The 17,966-nt window shown below is 50.9% G+C and carries 19 protein-coding genes; 14 read left to right on the top strand and 5 right to left on the bottom strand.

All coding sequences use genetic code 11. From position 1 onward, the window contains the following. Window positions 1-2: 2 nt before the first annotated feature. The 3 genes from Q9291_RS09570 to Q9291_RS09580 all read left to right on the top strand — a co-directional run bounded on the left by Q9291_RS09570 (window position 3) and on the right by Q9291_RS09580 (window position 4,724). The gene (locus tag Q9291_RS09570) at window positions 3-575 is read left to right on the top strand and encodes a sugar transferase (protein ID WP_306389820.1); all 573 of its coding nucleotides are present in this window, start codon (window positions 3-5) and stop codon (window positions 573-575) included. 20 nt (window positions 576-595) lie between these two features. Continuing rightward, the gene (locus tag Q9291_RS09575) at window positions 596-2,518 is read left to right on the top strand and encodes a polysaccharide biosynthesis protein (protein ID WP_306389821.1); all 1,923 of its coding nucleotides are present in this window, start codon (window positions 596-598) and stop codon (window positions 2,516-2,518) included. Window positions 2,519-2,825: 307 nt separating this feature from the next. Continuing rightward, window positions 2,826-4,724, top strand: a complete 1,899-nt coding sequence (locus Q9291_RS09580) for an ATP-binding cassette domain-containing protein (RefSeq protein ID WP_306389822.1) — start codon at window positions 2,826-2,828, stop codon at window positions 4,722-4,724. A gap of 121 nt (window positions 4,725-4,845) precedes the next feature. On the opposite strand, the gene Q9291_RS09585 is transcribed toward Q9291_RS09580, so the two are convergent. From Q9291_RS09585 to flgA, 3 genes are all read right to left on the bottom strand, one after another. Continuing rightward, window positions 4,846-5,325 (bottom strand): flagella synthesis protein FlgN, encoded by a 480-nt coding sequence (locus Q9291_RS09585; RefSeq protein WP_306389823.1) that lies wholly within the window; start codon window positions 5,323-5,325, stop codon window positions 4,846-4,848. A gap of 5 nt (window positions 5,326-5,330) precedes the next feature. Beyond that, window positions 5,331-5,648, bottom strand: a complete 318-nt coding sequence (flgM, locus tag Q9291_RS09590; protein ID WP_306389824.1) for a flagellar biosynthesis anti-sigma factor FlgM — start codon at window positions 5,646-5,648, stop codon at window positions 5,331-5,333. Window positions 5,649-5,822: 174 nt separating this feature from the next. Continuing rightward, window positions 5,823-6,584: a flagellar basal body P-ring formation chaperone FlgA gene (flgA, locus tag Q9291_RS09595; RefSeq protein ID WP_306389825.1), complete on the bottom strand. Its 762-nt coding sequence runs from the start codon at window positions 6,582-6,584 to the stop codon at window positions 5,823-5,825. Between the two features lie 269 nt (window positions 6,585-6,853). Here flgA and flgB point away from each other — a divergent pair, with 269 nt between their 5' ends. From flgB to flgL, 11 genes are all read left to right on the top strand, one after another. Next, window positions 6,854-7,285, top strand: coding sequence for a flagellar basal body rod protein FlgB (flgB, locus tag Q9291_RS09600; protein ID WP_306389826.1), 432 nt, complete (start codon window positions 6,854-6,856; stop codon window positions 7,283-7,285). 17 nt (window positions 7,286-7,302) lie between these two features. Next, window positions 7,303-7,707 (top strand): flagellar basal body rod protein FlgC, encoded by a 405-nt coding sequence (gene flgC, locus Q9291_RS09605; protein ID WP_306389827.1) that lies wholly within the window; start codon window positions 7,303-7,305, stop codon window positions 7,705-7,707. Window positions 7,708-7,729: 22 nt separating this feature from the next. Next, a complete protein-coding gene (locus Q9291_RS09610; protein WP_306389828.1) occupies window positions 7,730-8,401 on the top strand; it encodes a flagellar hook assembly protein FlgD in 672 nt (223 codons plus the stop codon). A gap of 38 nt (window positions 8,402-8,439) precedes the next feature. Then, the gene (flgE, locus tag Q9291_RS09615; RefSeq protein ID WP_306389829.1) at window positions 8,440-9,651 is read left to right on the top strand and encodes a flagellar hook protein FlgE; all 1,212 of its coding nucleotides are present in this window, start codon (window positions 8,440-8,442) and stop codon (window positions 9,649-9,651) included. 42 nt (window positions 9,652-9,693) lie between these two features. Continuing rightward, complete coding sequence (gene flgF, locus Q9291_RS09620; protein WP_306389830.1) at window positions 9,694-10,437, top strand: flagellar basal-body rod protein FlgF; 744 nt, start codon at window positions 9,694-9,696, stop codon at window positions 10,435-10,437. A gap of 53 nt (window positions 10,438-10,490) precedes the next feature. Beyond that, complete coding sequence (flgG, locus tag Q9291_RS09625) at window positions 10,491-11,273, top strand: flagellar basal-body rod protein FlgG (protein ID WP_306389831.1); 783 nt, start codon at window positions 10,491-10,493, stop codon at window positions 11,271-11,273. Between the two features lie 15 nt (window positions 11,274-11,288). Beyond that, on the top strand, window positions 11,289-11,957 hold the full coding sequence (locus Q9291_RS09630; RefSeq protein WP_306389832.1) for a flagellar basal body L-ring protein FlgH: 669 nt from the start codon (window positions 11,289-11,291) through the stop codon (window positions 11,955-11,957). Window positions 11,958-12,066: 109 nt separating this feature from the next. Next, window positions 12,067-13,134 carry a flagellar basal body P-ring protein FlgI gene (locus Q9291_RS09635; protein ID WP_306389902.1) on the top strand — a complete coding sequence of 356 codons (1,068 nt, stop codon included), beginning with the start codon at window positions 12,067-12,069 and terminating at the stop codon, window positions 13,132-13,134. A gap of 11 nt (window positions 13,135-13,145) precedes the next feature. Further along, on the top strand, window positions 13,146-14,201 hold the full coding sequence (gene flgJ, locus Q9291_RS09640; RefSeq protein WP_306389833.1) for a flagellar assembly peptidoglycan hydrolase FlgJ: 1,056 nt from the start codon (window positions 13,146-13,148) through the stop codon (window positions 14,199-14,201). A gap of 106 nt (window positions 14,202-14,307) precedes the next feature. Next, window positions 14,308-15,960, top strand: coding sequence for a flagellar hook-associated protein FlgK (flgK, locus tag Q9291_RS09645; RefSeq protein WP_306389834.1), 1,653 nt, complete (start codon window positions 14,308-14,310; stop codon window positions 15,958-15,960). Window positions 15,961-15,981: 21 nt separating this feature from the next. Further along, window positions 15,982-16,887, top strand: coding sequence for a flagellar hook-associated protein FlgL (gene flgL, locus Q9291_RS09650; RefSeq protein ID WP_306389835.1), 906 nt, complete (start codon window positions 15,982-15,984; stop codon window positions 16,885-16,887). Between the two features lie 18 nt (window positions 16,888-16,905). On the opposite strand, the gene fliR is transcribed toward flgL, so the two are convergent. Further along, complete coding sequence (fliR, locus tag Q9291_RS09655; protein WP_306389836.1) at window positions 16,906-17,673, bottom strand: flagellar biosynthetic protein FliR; 768 nt, start codon at window positions 17,671-17,673, stop codon at window positions 16,906-16,908. 18 nt (window positions 17,674-17,691) lie between these two features. Next, a complete protein-coding gene (gene fliQ / locus Q9291_RS09660) occupies window positions 17,692-17,961 on the bottom strand; it encodes a flagellar biosynthesis protein FliQ (RefSeq protein WP_306389837.1) in 270 nt (89 codons plus the stop codon). Window positions 17,962-17,966 lie beyond the last annotated feature (5 nt).

The raw sequence follows: 17,966 nt of genomic DNA on the forward strand, positions 1-17,966 counted from the left end.
CTATGCTGAAAAGATTGCTCGACCTTGCCCTGACCATCATTGGAATAATCCTATTATTCCCGCTCATTGCTATCACCTATCTGCTCGTTAAACTGAGCTCCCCTGGGCCAGCCTTGTTCTGGAGCCAACGTGTAGGCTGTGAGAACCAGCTTTTCCTGATGCCTAAATTCCGTTCCATGCGGACAGGCACCCCGCAAATCGCCACACATCTGATGAATCAGCAAGCCAATCCTGATGCATTCCTGACCCCTGTAGGTAGCTTTATACGGAAAACCAGTCTCGATGAATTGCCTCAACTATGGAGTGTGCTGAAAGGAGACATGTCGATTGTGGGTCCGCGCCCCGCCCTGTTTAATCAGGACGACTTGATTCAGTTGCGTACGCAAATGAATGTGCATACGTTAAAACCGGGGATTACCGGATGGGCACAAGTCAATGGACGCGATGAAATTCCTATTCCACAAAAAGTGGCTCTGGATGGTTACTACTTGCAAAATCAGACATTATGGCTGGACCTGAAGATCATTATATTAACCATTATCAAAGTGTTAAGACGTGATAACATCACGCATTAATCAGCCTTCAAAACCCTCTAATGCTCAAACTGCCTACGCGAATTTTATCTAGCCTAGCCTTTCTACACGATGGATTGGCCTTGGCGTTTGCCTGGTGGATGGCTTTTCACTTACGTTTCAATTTTGATGTCCCGCCAGTGTTTCAGGGGTATTTTTTAGACAGCCTGCCTGCAGTATTTATTTTTTATAGCGTTTGTTTTTATGTCTTCGGTCTTTATCGTGGCTTATGGCGCTTTGCCAGCCTGCCGGATTTGAAACGTATCGTACGCGCAATCGCCTTTGGCGCGTTGCTCATGGTGAGCTTCGCTTTGTTGGCGCATCCCTCAATTATTATTCCAAGATCGGTCCTTTTTATTCATCCGATGTTGCTGGTGATCATGATGGGTGGCAGTCGCTTTCTATATCGCTCCTGGAAAGAAAGACGTTTATTTAACAATGTCGCCGCGCAAGGTAAGCCGGTGATTGTGATTGGTGTGGAAGACAGTTCACTCAACCTGATTAAAGAGTTAAGCAAAAGCCCTGAGTGGCGCGTGGTCGCAATGATAGACCCCAGCAAAAAATTGGTCGGGCGTGAGATCATGCATACCAAGGTTGAAGGTGGTCTGGAGGATATTCCTCAGATTGCCGAGCGATATGGCTCTTTGCATTGCATGATTGCCATGCCGGGAAGCCGTCACGAAAAACGCCGTGCAGCAGTGGAAGCCGCACGCCAGGTGGAAGGCATGGAAGTCTTAACGCTGCCGGCCATGTCTGACTTGATCAGTGGCCGCATCAGTTTGTCGCAGATCCGCAAAATTGATGTGGAAGATTTGCTGGGACGGGATGTGGTGCAGCTGGATACGCATGGTTTGAGCCAGATGCTGGCATATAAAGTCGTACTGGTTTCCGGCGCTGCCGGTTCCATTGGCTCCGAGCTGTGTCGTCAGATTCTGAGCTTTCATCCTACGCAATTGATTTGTCTGGATATTTCAGAATATGCGCTTTATACATTGCAGCAGGAATTCAGCCAACTGGTGACCGATACCGAACTGGTGTATCTGGTGGCGGATGTGAAAAACCAGGCGCGCATTCAGCGCATCCTTGCAGAGCACCATCCGGATGTGGTGCTGCATGCCGGGGCTTACAAGCATGTGCCAATGATGGAACATTTTAACGTGGTAGAGGCGTTGCAGAACAATGCTTACGGGACGTACCAAATGGCCTCTGCTTGCCAACAAGTAGGCGTACCGACTTTTGTACTGGTTTCAACCGATAAAGCGGTCAATCCGACCAACGTCATGGGGGCTAGCAAACGACTGGCGGAGCTGATTTGCCAGGGTTTGCAGCATGGCGCCAAACAATCCGTCACGCGTTTTATTACAGTGCGTTTTGGCAATGTGCTCGGCAGCAGCGGCAGTGTGATTCCGAAGTTTCGCGAGCAGATCGCTCAGGGGGGCCCGATTACGATTACGCATCCTGATATCACACGCTACTTCATGTCTATCCCAGAGGCGGCGCAACTGGTGTTGCAAGCCGCCACCATGGGCAATGGCGGCGAGGTGTTTGTACTGGACATGGGCACGCCGGTCAAAATTGTCGACCTGGCCCGCGACATGATTACCCTCTCTGGGCTGCAAGCACAGGATATCCAGATTGCGTTTACCGGTTTGCGTCCAGGTGAAAAACTGTACGAAGAATTACTGGCAGATGACGAAAACACATTGCCAACCAGTCATGAAAAATTGCGTATTGCGCGTGCGCGCAGTGCAGATCATGACTGGCTACAAGCTTTGCTGTCGTGGCTGCAACAGACACCGACCATGTCCGATGCACAGATCAAAAAAGATTTGCAACGCTGGGTAGAGGAGTATCAACCAGATCCACGCCCGGCACCTGAAGTCTTCACCCGGGGCAGTGCCCTGACACTGGGCACCTTGCCTTCACCCTCACAACAGATACATTAACTACTTATTGGCCTTAAAATGGCCAGTCTTGGGTGCTGCGCTGTACGTTTTATCCTAGTTTGACGTGCACCGGCTTGCATCGCCCGACAACATTACTCAGAGCAACCGCTGTGAACAGCATACAAGACCAGGAGAAGCGTATCCTTCCAAGCCATGCGCGATCACTGTGCTACCTTGATTGCCAGCGAGGCAGCTGACCCGTCGATAAGCACTGATCTATTCTTTTATTTACGCTTGACGCTTAGCCTATGGTTTGATGTCGTTTACAATATCAACCCGTTCAACAACCTCTGCGCTTACGCCCTTTATGCCTCATATTACGCTTGATAATGCCAGTCTGGCATTCGGTCATCATGCCTTGCTTGCCCAAGCCTCATTTCAGTTAGACCCAGGTGAACGCGTCGGCTTGATTGGTCGCAACGGGGCAGGTAAATCCAGTTTACTCAAAGCCATTGCAGGCACCATCAAACTAGATGAAGGCACCGTATGGCGAGCACCAGGCGTGCGTGTGGTCTATGTGCCGCAAGAGCCTGAACTGGATAATGCACATACCGTGTTTGAAGCGGTGGCAGAAGGTCTGGGCAGCTTGCAACAAACCATTATTGACTACCATCAGGTTACGCATGACATGGGCATGCCGGATGCCGATATTGACGCGCTGATGGCACACATGCAGGCATTGCAGCATGAAATGGATGCGCAGAACGGATGGGCAGCGCAGTCTCGTGTCGAAACCGTGCTCAGTCGCTTAAAGCTCGATGCAGATGTACTCGTCTCCACGCTGTCTGGTGGCTGGCGCAAACGCGTGGCATTAGGGCGCGCACTGGTGGCAGAGCCTGAAGTATTGTTGCTGGATGAGCCGACCAACCACCTGGACCTGGAAGCCATCGAGTGGCTGGAAGATTTGTTATTGGGATTTAATGGCAGTGTGTTGTTTATTACCCATGACCGGCGTTTTTTAGACAAGCTGGCCACACGCATTACTGAACTTGACCGTGGCAACCTGACAAATTTTGTGGGCAACTTTTCACAATACCAAATTAAAAAAGAAGAGCTGCTTGCTGTCGAAGAAACCCATGCAGCAAAATTCGATAAATTTTTGGCGCAGGAAGAAGTGTGGATCCGCCAGGGAATTAAAGCCCGCCGCACACGCAATGAAGGGCGCGTGAGAAGACTGGAAGCGCTACGTTTAGACCGCGCCGCCAGACGTGAACGCCAGGGTGATGTCAAGCTCAACCTGGATGCTGGCGAACGCAGTGGAAAACTGGTTGCAGAACTTGATCGAGTCTATAAATCCTATGGCGATAAAGTATTAATTAAAGGCTTCAGCACCCGTATTTTACGTGGCGATAAAATTGGTTTGCTCGGTCCAAACGGAATTGGAAAATCCACGCTCTTGAAACTTATTTTAGGTGACATTGAAGCGGACAGTGGCGAGATTCAGCGTGGCACAAAAATCAATGTTGCGTACTTTGACCAGATGCGGGAACAGCTGGATGAAGAAGCGACCTTGGCCGATACCATTAGTCCAGGTTCAGACTTTGTCGAAATCGGGAATGAGCGCAAACATGTGATCAGCTACCTGGAAGACTTTCTGTTTCCGCCACAACGCTCACGCTCACCGGTGAAATCACTTTCCGGTGGCGAACGCAACCGTTTACTCCTGGCACGCCTGTTTGCCCGTCCGGCCAACGTACTGGTGCTGGATGAACCGACCAATGATCTGGATATTGATACGCTGGAGCTACTGGAGAACCTGCTACAGGATTATTCAGGCACCCTCTTCCTTGTCAGTCATGACCGCGCTTTTCTGGAAAACACCGTCACGCAAGTGATTGCTTTTGAAGGACAAGGCAAATTGACCGAATTTGGTGGTGGATACGATGACTGGTTAAGATTCAGCCAGGATCGTAGTCGAAAAACCGCTTCCACGCCAAAAGTATCGGCCGCTGCAACCACAAATGTATCCACGGCAACCACACGAAAAACGTTGAGTTTCAAGGAACAACGCGAACTGGAGGCTTTGCCCGGCGAAATTGAAGCGCTGGAGCAGGAACAATCGGCAATTCAGGCGCAATTTGCGCAAGGGGAAATCTACAAACAGGCACCGGAACAAGTCAAACAGTGTCAAGACCGTCTGGAGGCAATCGCGGGACTGGTTTTGCAGAAAATGGAACGTTGGGAACAGCTCGAAGCACTGCTTTAATGAAATGCTGGTTTAATGCTGCATTGATTTAAGGACGCTTATCATTTAAGCACCCTTGCCAAACTGGATCCAATAAAAAAGCCGAATCATTCAGATTCGGCTTTTTTATTCAGTACGGACTTTACACAGAAAAGCTGGCGCGCGAACTGCCCGCTGCCTGGGCGTGACCATTTTTTCCGTAAAACTGCGGTATAGTCGTTTTACCACTCAATGCATCGAGCTTTTCCTGATTACGCAGGAAGTTTTTGTTGATCAAGATACCGTTTAACCGGTTCAACTCTTTTGCCTGGCTCAGGTGCGCCTGAAACGCTACCCAGGCTTTATCCAGCGTTTGGCTGGATTGCTGCTTTAACCATGCTGCCATGCCATTTTCATTGGCTTCATACCCGGCAGCGGCAAGCGCATCATAACGTTGATTGGCTGCTGCGCCCAGCGCTTGCAGCAACTCCACCCGACTATCCACCATGCGTTCAATAGTATCCAGGTCAGCAGAAACCAATGCCGTTTGTTCTTCCTGCAAATCGCGCAACAACTGGGCTACCAATGAAGCATCTGCCTCAAAACTCACACTTGTATTATTCACCTGATTTGCAGTACCCATACACATCACCTTTTATTTGGTTGTATTAAATCCTTGACGGTTTGTAACAAACCATCGGCCACCTTGGCCGTATCTACTGAAAAATCACCACGCGTAATGGCAGCCTTGATTTCTTCCACCTTGTTTGCGTCAAATACTTCACCCGTGCTTAATCCACTTTCAAGCGAATGCAACTGCACCGATGTGGCTGACAAGGTCACGTTATCCGAAGCCACCTCAGGTTTATTGTCGGCTTTTTGTGAACCCTTGCTTGCTGAACCTTTATCCAGCACCGGCTTGTCTACACCGACACCCGGTTTTTTAATCGAATCTGAAATATTCATGCCAACCCTCTGTTTCTGGTTATCTGTTGAGTCATGGGCTTTATTTTGCACATGAGCTACACTCGTTAACAGTTCTATCGGCATAGTTTAAGCGAACTTTAGGGCTTTAGTTAGTTTTTATCGAAAGTAATTTGCGCATCAAGCATTTTTGCAACGCAATCGTTGTGGATGTCACTAAAAGCGGACTTCGACATGACCGGAGGCCTGTGCCACACCTTTAATGATTTGTCCGCTACTGACTTTCACATCCACCACTTGACCGGCCTTGGCCGTTTGCATTGCGGTGCCATCAGCAGTAATCACAAATCCCTGTCCGGTGCTGTTCAACCGGACTGTCTGTCCTTGCAGCACAACAGGCACGGACTTGAGCAACTCGGGGCGCAATACCGTCCCCAGGGGCATATTCAGTGCAGCCTGCTTGCCATCGAGCATCGTCAAGTCGGTAATAATACCAGCGGGTAATTTGGTTAAATCTCCGCTCTGCATCACCACATCAGTGGTTTGCAGCATACTGCCCTGGCCCACAGGCAAGGCTGTCACTGCATAGTCGCCCCACACCTGCACATCGGCCTGTACATATAAGGACCATGGTTTGGCCAACGTTTGCACACAGCGTACACCAATGTGGGTTTTACCCCACAAACGCGCACCCTGTACAGCAAACCCTTCCATCAACTCACAGGCACTGACATGTACACGACTGTCCAGCGGCTGAATCTCAATATTGACTTTACCGGGATACCCCTGTGTCTGGCTTTGTACATATTGCAATACGGTTTGATAAATGCGCGCATGCAGCTCGGAGCCGGCCGGGAGTGACATGCGTGGCTGGCTAGCGGCCATGGTTACATGGGCATCACCTGCGGCCAGCGCAATGTGACTAGTGGCCAGAAGCAGGCCCCATCCCATCGCAGACAATCTCAACCAGTTTTTCATGCGATCTATTGTGGCGCATCACACACCAAACTAATTGACGAAATAAAGGGTATTTCTACCGTTTAATTGGGAAATAGTCGATCAGACAGCGGCGTAGACTAGGCATAGCTAGTAAAAGTGTCGCATGTGCACATAGCCCTGCTGAACAGAAGCCTGTTGACTGCTGTAACGGCCAGCCATCAGGAAACTTTAGCCACATAGATACTTTTTAGAAGACACAGTAATAGCGCCTGACGATTGCGCTTTGAGACACGAGAAAGGAACTGACCATGATCAACAAACTGGATGCTGCGCTGAGTTTTCACCAAACAGCATTGCGGGTGCGCAATCAGCGTCAGGAGCTGCTTGCTTCCAATATTGCGAACGCGGATACGCCGCATTACAAAGCGCGTGATATCGATTTCAAGTCTACGTTTAGTCAGGCGCTACAGCAAAGTATCAGCACCACGGCTAATCCCCAGCAAACGGGCGGACTGCAACAAACCAGCAACGGTCATATGACTGGCACTGCCAGCAATAGTTATGCTGGCGCCGGCGAACCACTGTTTCGTCCCGTGGTGCAAGGTGCCGTGGATGGCAACACGGTGGATATGGATGAAGAACGTAATGCTTATGTCGACAATAGCATCCGTTATGAGGCGAGCCTCACCATGATTACAGGGCAGATCAAGAAAATGCTGACTGCCATTAATGGCCAGTAAGGTAAAGGAGCAATCACATGTCTCTGTTTAATGTATTCAAAATTTCCGGTTCAGCCATGAGCGCGCAATCACAGCGCCTGAATACCGTGGCCAGTAACCTGGCCAACGCCGATAGCGTGGTGAGTTCGGATGGCAAACCTTACCAATCGAAACAGGTGGTCTTCAAAGCCATTCAAGATGCAGGCAGTAATACCAGTACCGTCAAGGTAGACCGGGTGATTGAAGATACTGCACCAGGCAAAATGGTCTACGACCCCAAACACCCAATGGCAAACGGTGAGGGTTACGTCACCATGCCTAACGTGAATGTCACTGAAGAAATGGTCAACATGATCTCGGCATCACGCGCATATCAAAACAACGTGGAAACGATGAATGCTGCCAAATCCATGCTGTTGAAAACACTCAATATCGGTCAATAACCTTATATAAGGAATTTTTAATATGACAACCGTGAATACCCAGAATAACGTTTCCCAAGAGCTGCTCGACTCGGTCAACAAAAAGAGTTCTACCGGCACCACCACCGACGAAGCGCAAGACCGTTTTATGACCTTGCTGATCACACAGATGAAGAATCAGGATCCGCTTAACCCCATGGATAACGCGCAGGTCACCAGCCAGATGGCGCAACTGAACACCGTGACCGGGATTAACAAATTAAACGAAACCATGAGCAGCCTGATCAGCAGCGTGCAACTCGGACAGTCTTACCAGGCAACCAGCATGATAGGCCACAATGTACTGGTATCCGGAAATACGCTGACCCATAGCGAAAGCGGTGGTTATTTTGGCGTCAATGTGCCGAATGGTGCAGACAGCCTGAGCGTTGCCATTAAAGACGGTGCCGGGACAACCATACGCACCCTGACTTTTGGCAAGCAGGAAACCGGTGTGAATGCACTTAGCTGGGACGGGAAAGCCGATGATGGCACCACCGCTCCAAGCGGCAACTACACCTATGAGATCACTGCTAAAACAGGTGACACCCAAGTCAGCAGCACGGCATTGAGCCTGGCGCAGGTACAAAGTGTGTCAACCGGCACCAGTGGGGTCAAACTGAATTTAAGCAACAACACGGCAGTCGCAATTTCGGATGTCTCAGAAATTTTCTAACTTATTGAGATTTATGGTCTTTATCAAGGAGTGATAACATGGCTTTTTCACAAGGTTTAAGTGGTTTAAATGCAGCGTCTAAAGCGCTGGAAGTCATTGGCAACAATGTCTCTAACGCCAATACGGTTGGTTTCAAACAATCTCGTGCAGAATTCTCGGATGTATTTGCTGCGTCACTGAGTGGTTCAGGCACCACTCAAATCGGTATTGGTACCAAAATCTCTGATGTGGCCCAGCAGTTTACCCAGGGGAACATCACCGCTACCAACAACACGCTGGATGTGGCAATTAACGGCGCTGGCTTCTTTCGCCTGAGTAATAATGGTGCGGTCACTTATACACGTAACGGCCAGTTCCAGATGGATAAAAACGGTTACATTGTCACCAGTGATGGCAAACGTCTGATGGGTAACAGCGCCGATAACCTGAACGGTTCCAGCCCGGTAGAGATCCAGATCGATACCAGTGATTTGCAACCTGTGGCCTCAAGTAAAATCACCGGCACCTTGAACCTGAATTCTGCCAGCACAGCGATTGACCAGACGGTCACTCCGTTTAGCTCCACCGACCCGACCAGTTACACCAACTCCACCGCGATTACCGTGTATGACAACCTTGGTAACTCACATAACGTACAAAACTACTATGTGAAAACTGCCGCGAACACCTGGAATGTCTATACCACCGTCGATGGTACGGATGTGACCCCTGCTACGACGCCAACCATGGTATTTAATGCAGGCGGCTATGATGCGACCAACTCCAGTGTGACGGCGGTGAGCTTCACACCGACGACGGGTGGCGCGACCATGAATATCAGTTTTGACTATTCTGCCAGCACCCAGTACGGCTCTTCCTTTAGTGTCAACAAGCTGAGCCAGGATGGTTACTCTTCTGGCCGGATTGCCAGCTTTACGATCGGCGATGATGGCATCATTCAAGGCCGCTACACCAACGGTCAATCCAAAGACCTGGGACGCGTGATCCTGGCCAACTTTGTAAACCCGAATGGTCTGCAATCGCTCGGCGGTAACCAGTGGATGGCCACCTACGAATCCGGGGATGAACTGATAGGCGCACCTGGCAGCAGCACGCTGGGCGTCCTGCAATCTTCTGCAGTAGAAGATTCAAACGTGGATTTGACGGCTGAACTGGTGAACATGATCACTGCACAACGTATCTACCAAGCCAATGCCCAAACCATCAAAACGCAAGATCAGGTCATGCAGACACTGGTCAACCTGAGATAGTGAAGCTGCATCCCGGTAATCAAGCATGATGAAGGAAGCCTTATGGATCGCCTGATTTATACCGCCATGAGTGGCGCCAAACATATCCTGGAACAGCAGGCCACGACGGCCCATAACCTGGCCAATGCATCAACGACGGGCTTTAAAGCGCAAATTGACAGCTTTAGAGCCGTTCCAGTACTGGGTAATGGCTTGCCCACCCGGGCATTTGTGGTAGATGCCACGGTAGGCACGGATTACAGATCAGGCAGCATAGAGCAAACCGGGCGTGATCTGGATGTTGCCATACAGGGAGATGGCTGGATTGCCGTGCAACGCGCCGACGGCTCTGAGGGCTATACTCGTAACGGCGCACTGCAAATCAACCAGAATGGGCAATTGCAAACTGCCACTGGCCTGAATGTGATGGGCGATGGTGGACCGATCAGCATTCCGCCGGATGTTACCATCACCATTGCCAAAGACGGCACAATTTCCAGCGTCAACAACCTGACTGCACCCGGTGCGACCACGATTATCGGCCGACTCAAACTGACCAATCCGCCAGCATCCAGCTTGAAACGTGCGGATGATGGCCTGTTTGTCACCACCAACGGCCAGCCTGCCCCACTCGACCCGGCTGTCAGTGTCATTGGTGGCGCGCTCGAAAGCAGTAATGTGAACGTGGTGGAAACCATGGTCAACATGATCAGTCTGGCGCGCGGTTTTGAGATGCAAATGAAGATGCTGGAAAATGCGCAAAACAACGCAGGAAAAGCCGATCAACTCTTCAGTATGAATGGTTAAACGCTGGACTATTATTTAGCTATACACATGGGTGAATACCCAAGGAGTGAACGATGATACGCTCATTATGGATTTCAAAAACAGGCCTGGATGCGCAACAAACGCAAATGGACGTGATTTCTAACAACCTGGCCAACGTCAGCACCAGTGGTTTTAAAAAGTCACGTGCTGTGTTTGAAGACCTGCTCTACCAGAATATCCGCCAGGTCGGCGCGCAAACATCGCAGCAAAGCCAGTCACCCAGCGGCTTGCAACTGGGCACCGGTGTCAAGCCTGTGGCCACTGAACGCATTTTCACCCAAGGCAACCTGCAGCAAACCAGCAACGACAAAGATGTGGCCATTCAAGGCCAGGGCTTTTTCCAGATTTTATTACCGGACGGCACGACTGCGTACACGCGTGACGGCTCTTTCCAGATTGATAACCAGGGGCAGCTGGTCACCGCCAGCGGCTTTCCGGTACAACCGGCGATTACCGTGCCTGCCAATGCGCAAAGCCTGACCGTTGGCCGTGATGGCGTGGTATCCATCACAACGCCCAACTCAACAGCCACCACACAGATTGGCCAAATCCAGCTGGCCACCTTTATCAATCCGGCTGGCTTGCAAGGCAAAGGTGAAAACCTCTATGTTGAAACTACGGCGTCTGGCAACCCCAACACCAACACACCGGGGACCAACGGTGCTGGCCTGCTGTCACAAGGCTACGTGGAAACTTCCAACGTGAATGTGGTGGAAGAACTGGTCAGCATGATTCAAACGCAGCGCGCTTACGAGATTAACAGCAAGGCCATTACGACTTCAGACCAGATGCTGCAAAAACTGACACAGATGTAATGGGTTAAAGCGATCATGAATATACACAAAGCAATGATGCGTTTTTTAATGTGCATGGCCATTGCCTTGGCGGTGAACGGCTGCTCGGTCACCCCGAGTACGATAGTACAGCAGCCCATCTCGGCCAAACCGATTTCCCGCACAGATACACGCACTGAAGGCGCCATTTTCAATCAGGCTGCTTACCGCCCTCTGTTTGAAGACCGCAGGCCGCGCTACATAGGCGACATTGTCACGGTACGTATTGCCGAAAATACGACTGCCAACAAGGCTTCGGATAATGAAAAAACCAAGGATGGTTCAACGGCTGCTGCCGTGACCGGACTGTTTGGTCACAATGTGCCGAAAGCGGCATTTAATGCAGATTCCAGCCTGTCATTTAAAGACTCAGCCACTGCGGATGCCAGCAATACCTTTACTGGCTCTGTGACAGCCACTGTCGTCGACGTCTTGCCTAATGGTTACCTGCTGATCAGCGGCGAAAAACAGATAGGCTTGGATAAAGGCACCGAATACGTCAGGTTTTCCGGGGTGGTTAATCCGGACATGATTACGCTGGGTAACGAAGTACTTTCCACCAAAGTGGCAGATGCCCGCGTGGAATACCGTTCCAGCAGCAAAATTGACGCGGCTGAAGCCTTCTCGATCTTTGCACGCTTTTTTCTCAGCATGATTCCGTTATAGGAGAACCATCATGCCCTACGTTTTATATGCATTATTTTCAGAGCAAGGTCACCGATACTTGCAACGGCTGACACCGCTCAGGCATGTGCTGCTCTATTTAGTGGTGGTGATGAGTGCCAGCTGGATTCTGCCGGTACAGGCCGAACGGATTAAAGATATCAGCAATATTCAGGGTGTACGCGCCAACCAGTTGATCGGCTACGGCCTGGTCGTTGGCCTGGATGGCACCGGTGACCAGACCACACAAACGCCGTTTACCGTGCAAAGCATTATCAGCATGATGAACCAGTTGGGCATCACCATTCCGCCCGGCACTAGCCTGCAACTTAAAAACGTGGCTGCCGTCATGATTACCAGCGCCCTGCCTGCTTTTGCACAACCGGGACAAACGCTGGATGTGACAGTTTCCTCAATGGGTAACGCCAAAAGCCTGCGCGGGGGCACCTTGCTGATGACCCCACTCAAAGGCGCGGATGGCCAGATCTATGCGATGGCACAAGGCAACCTGGTGGTAGGTGGCGTAGGCGCTTCAGCCAATGGCAGCCAAGCCCAAATCAACCACCTGAGTGTAGGCCGTATTTCCGAAGGGGCGACTGTGGAACGTGCACTGCCCAATACGCTGCTCAGTCAGGAAGTGGTCAGGCTAGAACTGAAAGAAAGCGATTTTTCAACCGCCAACAATGTGGTGGAAGCGATTAACAAAAAATTTGGCCCGCAAACAGCACAGGCTGAAAGTGGTCGTGTGATTCAGGTACGCCCACCGGAAAACATGGGGCGGGTATCGTTCCTGGCCAATCTGGAAACGATCAATGTGGCGCTTGCCGCCACTCCGGCCAAAATCATACTGAATGCACGTACCGGCTCTGTCGTGATGAACAAGGCAGTCACGCTGGATAGTTGCGCAGTGTCTCACGGCAATCTGTCAGTCGTGATCAACACTTCGCCAGTGATCAGCCAGCCTGGCCCATTTTCCAATGGCCAGACGGTGTCTACCGCAGTGTCTGAAATCAATATCAACAAAGAACCTGGCAAAGTGCTAAAACTGAATAATGGCGCGAATCTCGCCGATGTGGTCAAAGCGCTGAATGCGATCGGCACCACACCGCAAGACTTGCTGGCCATCCTGCAGGCCATGAAGGCAGCCGGTGCACTCAATGCCGAGCTGGAAGTGATCTAGGGCGGACTGTCATGCAGCCACGTGTCGACCCCAATAGCCTGGCCATAGACAGCAATGCGCTGAACGGCCTCAAGCGGTCTGCGCAAAATGACTCGCCGGAGTCTATCCGCGCAGCCGCCAAGCAGTTTGAAGCAGTATTGATGAACATGATGCTCAAAAGCATGCGCGATACCGTGCCGCAAGACGGCATGACGGATAGCGAGCAAAGCAAAATGTTTATGGGCATGCTGGACCAGCAGTTAAGCACACACCTCAGCCAGAAAGGCATGGGGCTGGCAGATGTGCTGACCAGGCAACTGACCAAAATTTCGCCGGCGGCCATGCAGCCTGAGAAAAATACCGGGACGCAAAAATCCGGCAAGGCAGACCTGTCAGCTAGCCTGACCGCCCTGCCCTCGAACGCAGGTAAACCTGTCCTGGCACAAGCCATACAGAAAATCCGTGAAGCCTATCAACAATGGGAGGCCAGTGACCCCACGAGCGCTGACGACAAGAGCACTCGTGTGCTCGAGATTCCTGAGCTCCCCACTTTACTGGATGAAGCGGAGGCCAATGTACCAAGCTTTACCCTACCACAGGCGCCATTGGCCGGTGCTTTACGCGAAGTCGCAGGAAAAACACAACAGTTCATCCAGAGCATGCTGCCCCATGCGCAAGCCGCCAGCAATGCTTCAGGCATTCCGGCCAAGTTCATGATAGGTCAGGCAGCGCTTGAAAGTGGCTGGGGCAAGCATGAGATCCGCTCAGTGGACGGACGCAACAGTCACAACCTGTTTGGCATCAAAGCCGATGCCAGCTGGAAAGGCAAAGTGGTCAATAGCGTGACGACAGAATACGTGGACGGGGCGAAACAAAGCCGCGTAGAGAAATTCCGCGCCTATGACAGCTACGGTGATGCATTCAAGGATTATGCAAAGCTGATTTCACAGAATCCACGCTACGAACAAGCCATGCATAACACGCATGATGCGAGTGCCTATGCGCATGCATTGCAGCGAGCAGGCTATGCCACCGACCCGCAATATGGCAAAAAATTAACACAAGTCATCAAAAATTTACAAGGGTAATACATCATCGGCCTAAAGAAACTCAAAAAAAGGCCGATAGCTATTTTAACTGTCACTTTAAATCCTGTCTGACCCTCTGCAGGGGGTAGGCACATGAGGGAATAACATGTCAAACGCACTTAGCATTGGTAAGAGCGCACTCAATGCAGCGCAGATAGGCATTGCCACCGTCGGACACAACATTGCCAACGCATCCACCCCCGGTTATAACCGTCAGGTGATGGTGCAAGCGGCTGCTCAGGCACAAAACTTTGGCTATGGCTACGTCGGGCAAGGCACCAATGTCGTCGGCATTCAGCGCGTGTTCAATGAGACATTGTCCAAACAAGTAATTAATGCAACAGCGACCAGTAATGCCAGCAATGCTTATTACAGCAATATCAGTCAGGTCAACGGTCTGCTCTCCGACAGCACCGCCGGTTTAAACCCGGTGATTACCAGCTTTTTCAGTGCCGTCAGTGCCGCAGCAGCCAATCCGAGTGACACTGCCACGCGGCAGACACTTATTTCTTCCGCACAATCCATGGTTAACCGGTTTAATGCCGTCAATACCCAGCTCGACCAGATGCGGGAGAGTATCAATACGCAGATCACTTCCAGTGTGGATGCCATTAACAGCTATTCTGCGCAAATTGCTACGTTAAATGACACCATCACTAAAGCGGTCAACTCAACAGGTAACATGCCGAATGACTTAATGGACCAGCGTGACCAGCTGGTGGCCAAACTGAGTGAGCAAATCAAGACCACTGTCATTAAACAGGATGATGGTTCGTATAATGTGTTTGCGGGTACCGGCATGCCATTAGTAGTTGGTACGCAACAATACTCACTGTATACACGTGCCAGCGATACCGACCCTACGCGGGTAGAAGTGGCTTATGGCAACGCGGCCAGCCCCAAGATTTTGAGTACAGATACCATTTCTGGCGGTACGCTGGGGGGTGTTTTGCAGTTCAGAAGCGAGACACTGGATGCGGTACAAAACCAGGTCGGTCAGTTGGCAATTACCTTGGCCACTCAGTTTAATGCCCAGCAAACCCAGGGCTATGATTTAAACAGCGTAGTCGGCACCGATTTTTTCAGTGTTGGCAGCCCGACGGCAATCAGCAGTGCCTACAACACTGATCCGACCAAAACGGCTTCTGCCTCTATCGTGGATGCCAGCCTGCTGACCAGCAGTGACTATACGGTCAAATATAACAGTGGCCAATATACGATCACGCGCCTCAATGACAAATCCATCATGTGGCAAGGTACGTCATTACCTGCCACGGTTGACGGCATGCAAATTGATGTCAATACCAGTACGCCAGCGGAAGGTGACTCTTATTTGATCAAGCCTACCCAGTATGCTGCGGGCAAGCTGGCACTGGCATTTACCAATGTCGATCAACTGGCGCTGGCAGGTTCTGCCACAACTGGCCCGAGTGATAACGAAAATGGCCTGAAACTGGCCGCGCTGCAAAACGGGGCCAATGTGCGCGTGGCAGGCAGCAGCACCAACAGAACCTATGCACAGGCATTCGCGCAGATGGTCAGTGCCGTGGGCACCAAAACCAATGAACTCAGCATCACCAGCAAAGCAGATGCGACCGCGCTGGAAAATGCAACCAGCGCCATGCAGTCTGAATCAGGTGTGAATCTTGACGAGGAAGCAACTGACCTGTTGCGCTATCAGCAAGCCTATCAGGCCGCGGGGAAAATGATGCAAATTGCCAGCCAGTTGTTTGAAGTCTTGCTGCAACTCGGTCAATAAGTATTTGAGGGATAAGTCATCATGAGAATCAGCACCAATACCATTTATCAATCTGGCACCAACCAGTTAATGAATCTGCAGTCAGACCTGAACAAGCTGAGCATTCAAACTGCGACTGGCAAGCGCGTAAACTCGCCGGCGGATGATCCGGTCGCTGCAGCCAGGATACTTGAACTCAACACAGCCAAGGACCAGAACGCCAACTACACCAATGCCAGAAAAACGGCAGAAACGCTGTTGGAGACCTATGAGGGTAACCTGACCAGCGTCACGGATACCATCCTGTCAATACAGTCCACCCTGATTGCAGCGGGTAATGGCTCTTATACAGATGCCGAACGTGCCAAGCTGGCCAATGAGTTACAAGGCAATCTGGATACCCTGAAGGGGCTGGCGAACAGCAAAGATTCGCAAGGTAACTACATGTATGCGGGCTATGCGACAACCACGGTGCCCTTTGATGGTAGCAACAACTTTGTTGCCAACACGACGCGCACCAAGTTGCAAATTGATGTGCAAAGTCAGTTATCTGTGACGTTCACAGGTGACCAGGTGTTTGGAGCCAATGGCAACAACGTGTTCACCAACCTGCAAAGTGCGATTACGCTGCTCAACACCCCCATTACAGACAGCACCACCCAGGCCGCATTTAATACGGGTCTGGGAGACAGCATTGAAAAAATGCAGGGCTCATTGAATATGGTGTTGAATACACGTTCAGAAATTGGCAGCAGCCTCAATTTGCTGGACACCCTGAATACCACGGGTGACAGCCTGGACCTGCAATACGATGCGTCTATTTCAAACTTGCAAGATCTGGATTATGCCCAGGCACTGTCTGACATTTCCAAGAAAACCACCATTTTGCAGGCAGCCCAGAAGGCGTTTGTCGCCACGTCGAACATCTCATTATTCAGTTTGATCTGATGACCCATTGACCATCGCTTAGCGCATCACTTGTAACATCAGTTGCTGTGCATCTACCAGCCAGCGACTGACCGGACCTACCAATCCTGGCAAACTGAGCATGGTCATGACCATGCCCACCGAAATGGTAATCGGGAAGCCAATGCCGAAAATATTCAACTGGGGAGCGGCTTTGGTCAAAATACCCAGGGCCATATTTGTGATCAGCAGACTGGCAATCACTGGCAACGCCAGCAACAGCCCCTGGCTGAAAATATGCCCCCCCAGGGCGGCAATCGCCTGACTATTGAGTTGCCAGTGCTCGGTTGCGATCGGCATGGTTTCAAAGCTCTGCGCCAATACGGCGATCATGATTAAATGGCCATCCAGACTCATAAATAGCAATAATGCCAGCATGGTCAGAAACTGGCCGATAGCGATTGTCTGGCCATGCGCCTGCGGATCATAAAAGCTGGCAAAACCAAGCCCCATGCTCATGCCCATCATAAACCCGGCCATTTCTACCGCGCTAAACAGAAGACGCATGACAAAGCCCATGCTGATACCAATCAGTACCTGACCTAACAGTGAGAACAGGCCTCCCCAGGAAAGCACTTCTATGGTTGGCACTTGTATGGTAGGCACAATCGCCAGTGTGACCATAATGCCAATCCCGAGTTTAATCCGGTTAGGCACTGCCGGGTGACTGAAAATCGGAGCAACGGCGATACAGCCGAGGATACGTGTGAGCGGCCAGAGTAACTGGACGATCCATTGCTGCAAATCTGAAGCATGCAAGGTCAGCATGGGATGCCGCAATCGTGCTTAATTAACCATTTGCGGAATCATGGTAAACACCCGGTGCATATAATCCACCAAAGTGACCAGCATCCAGTGTCCGGCCAGCAATAGCATGGCCATCACACCGACCAGCTTGGGAATAAATGACAAGGTTTGTTCGTTGATTTGCGTAGCTGCCTGAAAAATACTGACCAGCAGGCCAATCACCAGCGCAACACCGAGAATAGGGGCGGCCACCATCAAGGTGGTTTGCATGGCCTCACTGCCAATGGTTAATACTTGTTCCGGACTCATGGTTT

Source organism: Methylophilus aquaticus, from assembly GCF_030769565.1.
Classification (GTDB): Bacteria; Pseudomonadota; Gammaproteobacteria; order Burkholderiales; family Methylophilaceae; genus Methylophilus; species Methylophilus aquaticus.

What these genes read in the sequence shown, in the direction of transcription:
- Q9291_RS09585 (WP_306389823.1), bottom strand. Translation starts at nt 5,325, where the DNA reads ATGGGTACTGCAAATCAGGTGAATAATACAAGTGTGAGTTTTGAGGCA.
- Q9291_RS09570 (WP_306389820.1), top strand. Translation starts at nt 3, where the DNA reads ATGCTGAAAAGATTGCTCGACCTTGCCCTGACCATCATTGGAATAATC.
- flgG (WP_306389831.1), top strand. Translation starts at nt 10,491, where the DNA reads ATGATACGCTCATTATGGATTTCAAAAACAGGCCTGGATGCGCAACAA.
- flgL (WP_306389835.1), top strand. Translation starts at nt 15,982, where the DNA reads ATGAGAATCAGCACCAATACCATTTATCAATCTGGCACCAACCAGTTA.
- flgE (WP_306389829.1), top strand. Translation starts at nt 8,440, where the DNA reads ATGGCTTTTTCACAAGGTTTAAGTGGTTTAAATGCAGCGTCTAAAGCG.
- flgK (WP_306389834.1), top strand. Translation starts at nt 14,308, where the DNA reads ATGTCAAACGCACTTAGCATTGGTAAGAGCGCACTCAATGCAGCGCAG.
- Q9291_RS09610 (WP_306389828.1), top strand. Translation starts at nt 7,730, where the DNA reads ATGACAACCGTGAATACCCAGAATAACGTTTCCCAAGAGCTGCTCGAC.
- Q9291_RS09635 (WP_306389902.1), top strand. Translation starts at nt 12,067, where the DNA reads ATGAGTGCCAGCTGGATTCTGCCGGTACAGGCCGAACGGATTAAAGAT.
- Q9291_RS09580 (WP_306389822.1), top strand. Translation starts at nt 2,826, where the DNA reads ATGCCTCATATTACGCTTGATAATGCCAGTCTGGCATTCGGTCATCAT.
- fliQ (WP_306389837.1), bottom strand. Translation starts at nt 17,961, where the DNA reads ATGAGTCCGGAACAAGTATTAACCATTGGCAGTGAGGCCATGCAAACC.
- flgJ (WP_306389833.1), top strand. Translation starts at nt 13,146, where the DNA reads ATGCAGCCACGTGTCGACCCCAATAGCCTGGCCATAGACAGCAATGCG.
- fliR (WP_306389836.1), bottom strand. Translation starts at nt 17,673, where the DNA reads ATGCTGACCTTGCATGCTTCAGATTTGCAGCAATGGATCGTCCAGTTA.
- flgC (WP_306389827.1), top strand. Translation starts at nt 7,303, where the DNA reads ATGTCTCTGTTTAATGTATTCAAAATTTCCGGTTCAGCCATGAGCGCG.
- Q9291_RS09575 (WP_306389821.1), top strand. Translation starts at nt 596, where the DNA reads ATGCTCAAACTGCCTACGCGAATTTTATCTAGCCTAGCCTTTCTACAC.
- flgB (WP_306389826.1), top strand. Translation starts at nt 6,854, where the DNA reads ATGATCAACAAACTGGATGCTGCGCTGAGTTTTCACCAAACAGCATTG.
- flgF (WP_306389830.1), top strand. Translation starts at nt 9,694, where the DNA reads ATGGATCGCCTGATTTATACCGCCATGAGTGGCGCCAAACATATCCTG.
- flgA (WP_306389825.1), bottom strand. Translation starts at nt 6,584, where the DNA reads ATGAAAAACTGGTTGAGATTGTCTGCGATGGGATGGGGCCTGCTTCTG.
- flgM (WP_306389824.1), bottom strand. Translation starts at nt 5,648, where the DNA reads ATGAATATTTCAGATTCGATTAAAAAACCGGGTGTCGGTGTAGACAAG.
- Q9291_RS09630 (WP_306389832.1), top strand. Translation starts at nt 11,289, where the DNA reads ATGAATATACACAAAGCAATGATGCGTTTTTTAATGTGCATGGCCATT.